General features: G+C 57.4%; 6 protein-coding genes. 3 read left to right on the top strand and 3 right to left on the bottom strand.

Features of this window, described 5'->3' with window-relative positions:
• Window positions 1-366 precede the first annotated feature (366 nt).
• Window positions 367-1,149, bottom strand: coding sequence for a helix-turn-helix domain-containing protein (locus AAF555_03380; protein MEM6910603.1), 783 nt, complete (start codon window positions 1,147-1,149; stop codon window positions 367-369).
• A 396-nt stretch (window positions 1,150-1,545) separates the two neighbouring features.
• On the opposite strand from AAF555_03380, the gene trpE reads away from it, so the two are divergent.
• Window positions 1,546-3,063: an anthranilate synthase component I gene (gene trpE, locus AAF555_03375; protein MEM6910602.1), complete on the top strand. Its 1,518-nt coding sequence runs from the start codon at window positions 1,546-1,548 to the stop codon at window positions 3,061-3,063.
• Between the two features lie 11 nt (window positions 3,064-3,074).
• On the top strand, window positions 3,075-3,638 hold the full coding sequence (locus AAF555_03370) for an aminodeoxychorismate/anthranilate synthase component II (protein ID MEM6910601.1): 564 nt from the start codon (window positions 3,075-3,077) through the stop codon (window positions 3,636-3,638).
• A gap of 364 nt (window positions 3,639-4,002) precedes the next feature.
• Here the strand turns inward: AAF555_03370 and AAF555_03365 are convergent, their stop codons facing one another.
• A complete protein-coding gene (locus AAF555_03365; protein ID MEM6910600.1) occupies window positions 4,003-4,929 on the bottom strand; it encodes a 5'-nucleotidase in 927 nt (308 codons plus the stop codon).
• 105 nt (window positions 4,930-5,034) lie between these two features.
• Between AAF555_03365 and AAF555_03360 the strand changes: the two genes are divergently transcribed.
• Window positions 5,035-5,823, top strand: coding sequence for a TIGR01458 family HAD-type hydrolase (locus AAF555_03360; protein MEM6910599.1), 789 nt, complete (start codon window positions 5,035-5,037; stop codon window positions 5,821-5,823).
• A 7-nt stretch (window positions 5,824-5,830) separates the two neighbouring features.
• On the opposite strand, the gene AAF555_03355 is transcribed toward AAF555_03360, so the two are convergent.
• Window positions 5,831-6,091 carry a TIGR03643 family protein gene (locus AAF555_03355; GenBank protein MEM6910598.1) on the bottom strand — a complete coding sequence of 87 codons (261 nt, stop codon included), beginning with the start codon at window positions 6,089-6,091 and terminating at the stop codon, window positions 5,831-5,833.
• Window positions 6,092-6,279 lie beyond the last annotated feature (188 nt).

Raw genomic sequence — 6,279 nt, 5'->3', positions numbered from 1 at the left:
CCCAAGTGATAGGTAGCCGGAAAGGCCTTGGGTGGGTGACTGGTTTACGAATCAGCTCATCGCACCCGCCGCGCCGGGGACGTCGCGGCCCACCGATACTAGGCGGTTTCAAAAAGCGATCTCCATGAATAGAAATCGTCCTATTTATGAGACCGCTTCTAAAAAGTTGGCTGAGTGATGGCCCCTTGCGAGGCCTGATACAACGCTCCAAGTTGATCAGGCAGAAGAGAGGGATCTGATCGTGAGGAGGAGGCACTGAAGCGCCAGGAGAGGGGTGCCGCGGTCCTTTGCTTCAACCCAGAGTGACTTCTTGGTTCGGGTGAGCCGCACCGCCCTCTCGTCGCGCCTTGTAGTCTGAACCAGAAGTCACTCAGCCACGCTTCCAGATGAACTGGCAGCTTGGTAGGAGCCACGATGCTCATTGCGATATTGGCTAGGACTCACGCCGGCTTGTTTGCGGAAGGCTCGGGAGAAGTGACTGTGATCGTAAAAGCCGCAGTCGAGAGCGATTTCGGAGACGGTTTTCCCAGTGGATTCCAAGAGGCGACAGGCATTGCGCACGCGCACGCGTAGAAGATACTCCTTGGGAGTCATCTGGAGGGCGGCCTGAAAGCGGCGGACAAATTGGCTGTGTGAGAGCTGGCAGAGGCTTGCCAGTTCGGTGATTTTCAGGTCAGTCCCGAAGTCCTCCTGAATGCGACGAATGGCTTGAAAGAGCTTGCCAAAGGGGCTGCGGTTGGCCTTGGCGGCCTCGAATTCCTGGTGGACCCCGGCCACGCCGATGATGTTCCCTTCTTGATCTCGCACCGGGAACTTGCTGTAGAGCACGAGATTGGCCGATCCGGATTCCTCGGGAGCGGGGGCCAACTGATTGATGATGGGTTGGCCCAGTCGCATGACGAGTTGGTCCCCCTCAAGGTAGCTGGCCGTGCGCTCCTGGGACCAGTAATCGGCATCCGTCTTGCCGAGGGTTTCACTCTCTTGGGCGACTTTGCAATACTCACATCCCCGGCGATTCTGCATGAGGAAACGCCCCTGTTTGTCCTTGAGGAAAAAGGCCTGGTCGACGAGCGCGTCGCTTAGCTGGCGGGTCAAACTTCTCCAGTCCACTTCCGATAGGACGGATTCGGCATCGAAGGGGCGCTTCATGCGTGACGTTTACACAAGCCTCGTGATGGCCCACAAGCGGAATTCCCTCTCCCGGGTCGTGAGGTGGGGAAGGGGTGGGCAAGCTGGCAAGAGAAGCTCCCGACAGTCTTATACCAACCGAACGGATAAACTGGTAGAACGGTCGTGTAGAAGGAGTTGAGGAGAGGCGCTGACGGGCAGAGGAGAGAGGGCCGGTGTCTTTCGGGTCAGTCCGGTCGCGCATCCGCGGAATGGCGGTGCCCGCACCACGCCCTCGTCGTGCCTTGGTCTGACCCGAAATTCACGCGGCCGTGCTACCAGTTTATCAGGCAGCTTGGTATTAGAAAAGCCGCTTGCAGGCCAAGGAGGGGCGGTGCAGACTCCGAATCCTCTCCCGAAAAGCCTTCGTTTTCCCACGTGCTCAAGCCCTCCCTGGACGATTTCCTCGCTCTGACTGAAGAGGCAAATATGGTGCCGATCTGGACGGAGATCACAGCAGATTACGAGACTCCGCTTTCGGTGTTTCACAAGATTCACGATGGCCGCTACTGCGCCCTTTTGGAGTCAGCCGAAAGCACCGATGGGGGTGGGCGCTACTCCATTGTTTCGGCAGAGCCTCGCGAAATTCTTAGCTGCCAGAGGGGGCGTGTCACCATCGAGCGTCCCCGCAAGGGCGAGACCGAAGAGCGGGAAATGGACGGCGATCCCCTGACGGAATTGGAGGCGCTCATGAGTCGCTTCCGCCCGGCCAAGCCCGAGGGCTTGCCTCCCTTTTTCGGGGGTGCCATTGGTTACCTGGCCTATGATGTGGTCCGCTCCTTCGAGCCTACCATCCAAGCTCCACCCCCCGACGCTCTCCACGTCCCTGACTCGGTCTTTTTGATTTGTGATTCGGTGGTGGTCTACGATCACCTGCTCAAGAAAATCCAAATCATCCGGAATGTCTTTCTCGAAGAATTCGAGACGCCGGAGGCAGCCTATGCCTCGGCGGAAAAGGAGATCGAGCGCATTGGCGACCAACTGGATGACCCGGTCGGTTTTGCCCCCTTTCACTCGCTTTTGGAAGCGCCGCCGCTGAAGCGCCACAGCAACACCACCCAGAGCGAGTATGAAGAGATGGTGGAGAAGGCAAAGGAATACATCCGGGCCGGCGATATATTCCAAGTCGTTCCCTCACAACGGTTTTCAGTGCCTTATGACGGCGGTGCCGTAACGCTTTATCGAGCCCTGCGGAGCGTCAATCCCTCTCCTTATATGTTTTGTTTGGAGTTCCCCGATGAATTCGCACTGGTGGGGAGTTCGCCGGAGGTTCATGTGAAGTGCATCGACGGGGAGGTCGCCATTCGACCGATCGCTGGCACCCGTTGGCGGGGGAAGTCACCGGCAGAGGATGATGCTTTGGCTGAGGAGTTGTTGGCCGATCCGAAAGAGCGAGCGGAGCACATCATGCTGGTGGATTTGGCGCGAAATGATGTGGGAAGAATCTCCAACTATGGCGAGGTCACGGTAGACGATCTCATGATCATTGAGCGCTACAGTCACGTCATGCACATCGTCTCGAATGTCTCTGGAACCTTGGCCGAGGGACGCTCTTCTTACGATGTCATGCGGGCCACCTTTCCAGCTGGCACGGTCTCGGGCTCTCCCAAGGTGCGGGCCATGCAGATCATCAATGAGCTAGAGAAAAACAAACGAGGAGCCTACTCGGGCGCGGTGGGGTATTTCGGCTTTGATGGAAACCTCGATTCCTGCATCGCACTGCGAACCTGCGTGCTTCGTAATGGCCAGGCCTATGTTCAAGCTGGGGCGGGCGTGGTGGCGGATTCCGTGCCGACTTCAGAGTATCAGGAGACGGTCAACAAGGCCATGGCGCTCATCCGTGCGATTGAGAAGGCGACCGCGCTGGAGCAAGAAATCAGAAGGAGGGGCCTCTAGACGACTGACCTATGCTGCTTGTGATCGACAATTACGATTCGTTTACTTACAATCTCGTGCAGTACTTCGGCGAGTTGGGGGCGGAGGTGCGAGTTTTTCGAAACGATGAAATCAGCTTGGAGGAAATCGCGGCTCTTGGCCCGGAGAGGATTTGCATTTCGCCTGGGCCCTGCACGCCCAAGGACGCTGGCATTAGCTGTAGTGTGATCGAACGCTTTGACGAGGAGGTGCCCATCCTGGGGGTTTGCCTCGGTCACCAGAGCATCGGCCAAGTCTACGGGGGCGATGTCATCCGCGCGCCTCGCTTGATGCACGGGAAGACCTCGCCGGTGGAGCACCAGGGCGCTGGCGTTTTCGCCGGGCTTCCCCGGCCCTTCGAAGCCACCCGCTATCACTCGCTGATCGTGAAGAAAGAGACCCTCCCTGATTGTCTGGAGATCACGGCTTGGACCGCCGAGGACGAAATTATGGGTCTTCGGCACCGGGAGCTTCCGGTTCATGGGGTCCAATTTCATCCGGAATCCATCCTGACCCGGGAGGGCAAGACTCTTTTGGAGAACTTTCTCAAGATCTGAGCGGCCAAAGGGGTCCTTTCACCAGTCCTGTCCCCAACCCCTACCATGGAACGATGAAATTTTTTCTTTCTTATCTTCCCTTTGTTCTTTGGCTGCAAGGGCTTGGCCTATTCCAAGCCGCCTCGGCAAGAGTTTCTCCAAGTGCCCATCTGACTGAGCAATGGGAAGTCCGATAAGGTGGCCTCGGTTTCCTCCGGAAAACGGGTCGCCGAATCCATGAGGAGCACGGGCTTCAAGAATGTGAGATTCGAGTCCTACAAGGGTGCGCACAAGTTCAGCAAGGAGGAGCTGGGCCGGTCCCTTGATTGGTTTTTGGAAATGGCAATCGGCCAATGAGCCTGTGCGCTCTTCGTCCCGGGAAAACCTAGCCTCCGTTGACCCGTCCGAAGGGGATGTGCACGCAGGGGATTTCTGCGGCGATCCCTTCCAAGTGGGAAAGTTGGTCGTCCAAAAAAAGGTGGGGTTTGAAGACGCGCAGGATATGACTTTTTTCGATCCCTCCCATGAAGAAGGTCTCGGTTGCGGTCAGGCCCCATTCCTCGAGGGTGCGAACAAAACGGGAGTGAGCGGGAGCGTTGCGCGCCGTGATGATGGCGATTCGGAGATGGGGTTTGTAGGCGGGGTTGTCCTTTTGCAGCTGGGTTTCAAATTCCTGCCAGTAGGAGAGCTTTTGGGCGAGCGATTGAAGGGGACCTGGTTTGAGAGGTTGATGAGCCTTGGCTTGCTCAGAATAGTGAAATAGCTCCAAGCCGCTTTCCTGGAAGACGCGCTCCGCTTCATCATTGGCGATCACGCCATCGAAGTCGAAGGCGATCCGCAGCTCATCTGAAACCGGTTCGTCCGGTGCTTCCGTCGGAAGAACCAGGCCAGCGGGCCGTCCCGCCCGCACGGCTGCGTCCACGTCTTTTTTGTTCGCGCTCAGAAAGAGGGCGGCATTGAAAGCGGCCACGTAGGGGTAGGGGTCCTTGCCGCAGAGGAAGGCGCCGCGAGAGATGTCGAGCCCGTAGTGCTTGCAGGTCTCGAAAAAGCGCTGGCCGGTGTCGGGATCATTGCGGGAGAGAACGATGACTTCCACAGGAGCTTCCGTCGGGAACACCTCATTTAGGTGAAGCAGGCGACGAATGAAAGGAAAGGCCACGCCTTTGGCAAAGGGCTCAGTGAGCTTCTCCAGCTGGTAGGCGCGGTAGGCGTCTTCCCCATCCTGACGAAAGACTTCGTCGGCCTCTTCCATATCGAAAAGCGCACTGCTGGAAACAGCAATTACGAGCTTTTGATCGATGGAATAGGGCATTCAGGGAAAGAACCATAGGGTGTGGGAGAAGTCGACCCTCGGTCGCCCAGAAGAAGGGTTTTGTTTCAGATCGTCTTTCGTTGTCTTTATCGTAAGATCAAGGCTATGAAAGCTGCGAGGGGCATCTCGGGTCTGTTGATCGATCTCGATGGGGTGCTTTACGTCGGTGGGGAAGTGATTCCGGGCGCTCTGGAGGCTTTGGCCGAGCTGCGAGCTGCCGAAATTCCTTTTCGCTTTGTCACCAATACCTCCACTCGCACGGCGGCTTCCCTGCAAAAGAAGCTCGCTCGCTTGGGGTTTGTGGTCCGTGAGGAGGAAATCTTTAGCGCGGTCACCGCGACGCTGGGCTACTTGCGGGCTCTAGGAGGTCCTCCGCCGAGTGTGCATGCGGTGGTGCGCGATGCCGTGCTGCCGGATTTCCGCGAATTTCCCCGTGAGGATGAGCAGCCGGATTATGTGGTGATCGGTGACATTGGAGCGAATTGGTCTTATGGCCTTATGAATCGCATTTTCAGGCAACTGCACGCGGGGGCCCGGTTGTTGGCCATGCATCGAAACCGCTTCTTCATGGCGGAGGATGGGCTGCATGTGGATATCGGCTGTTTCGTGGCTGGTCTGGAGCACGTCTCCGGTCAGGAGGCGGTCGTGATCGGCAAACCGAATCGCGCTTTTTTTGAAGCGGCTTTGGCTTCGCTAGGCTGCCAGCCAGAAGAGGTGGGAATGATCGGCGATGATTTGGAGTCAGACGTGGGGGCGGCCCAGCGACTAGGGATCCGAGGAATCCAGGTCAGGACGGGAAAGTTCAGTCAGAGCCAACTGGAGGCTTCTTCCGTGGTGCCGGATGCCGTGCTTGGTTCCATCTCTGAATTGCCCAGCTGGCTGCGCGAGTATTGACGGAGGGCTAACTGAGGCGTTCTTCCAGGTGAAGCCCCTGTTTGTCCTTGGCTCGGCGTCGATGCTTGGTGACGCGACCGCTGACCCGTTTCCGCCATAGGCGAAAGCTGGAGGGCTTGAGGTTTCGTCGCATCACCAAAATAACCTCTGCTTCGCTCAGGCTGGTGCGACGCCTGATCTCTTCAAAAGAAATCCGATCGGCCCAAGCCAAGCGGATGATTTGATCGACCTGTTCCTGAGAAAGAGACTTGAGCTTCTTTTTGTCCATAGTCTGGGCTCTCTAGGGATTACGCCTAGCGCCGAGGTCGGCGGTCTGGAGCGCAGGAAATCGCGACAAGTTCTTCACTCTTTTTCAAAAAGTTGGGTTAGTTTCGCGTCGTGCAGCGGATTGGAAGGCAACTCACGGTGGGCTTCGCCCTGCTGGCTTTGGTTGGCTGTGGCTCGACGGTCCAGCCG

This window comes from Verrucomicrobiota bacterium (assembly GCA_039027815.1).
Classification (GTDB): Bacteria; Verrucomicrobiota; Verrucomicrobiia; order Verrucomicrobiales; family JBCCJK01; genus JBCCJK01.
The sequence above is the reverse complement of the archived record's forward strand: the minus strand, read 5'-3'. Positions and strand labels throughout refer to the sequence as shown.

What these genes read in the sequence shown, in the direction of transcription:
- AAF555_03380 (MEM6910603.1), bottom strand. Translation starts at nt 1,149, where the DNA reads ATGAAGCGCCCCTTCGATGCCGAATCCGTCCTATCGGAAGTGGACTGG.
- AAF555_03370 (MEM6910601.1), top strand. Translation starts at nt 3,075, where the DNA reads ATGCTGCTTGTGATCGACAATTACGATTCGTTTACTTACAATCTCGTG.
- AAF555_03365 (MEM6910600.1), bottom strand. Translation starts at nt 4,929, where the DNA reads ATGCCCTATTCCATCGATCAAAAGCTCGTAATTGCTGTTTCCAGCAGT.
- AAF555_03360 (MEM6910599.1), top strand. Translation starts at nt 5,035, where the DNA reads ATGAAAGCTGCGAGGGGCATCTCGGGTCTGTTGATCGATCTCGATGGG.
- AAF555_03355 (MEM6910598.1), bottom strand. Translation starts at nt 6,091, where the DNA reads ATGGACAAAAAGAAGCTCAAGTCTCTTTCTCAGGAACAGGTCGATCAA.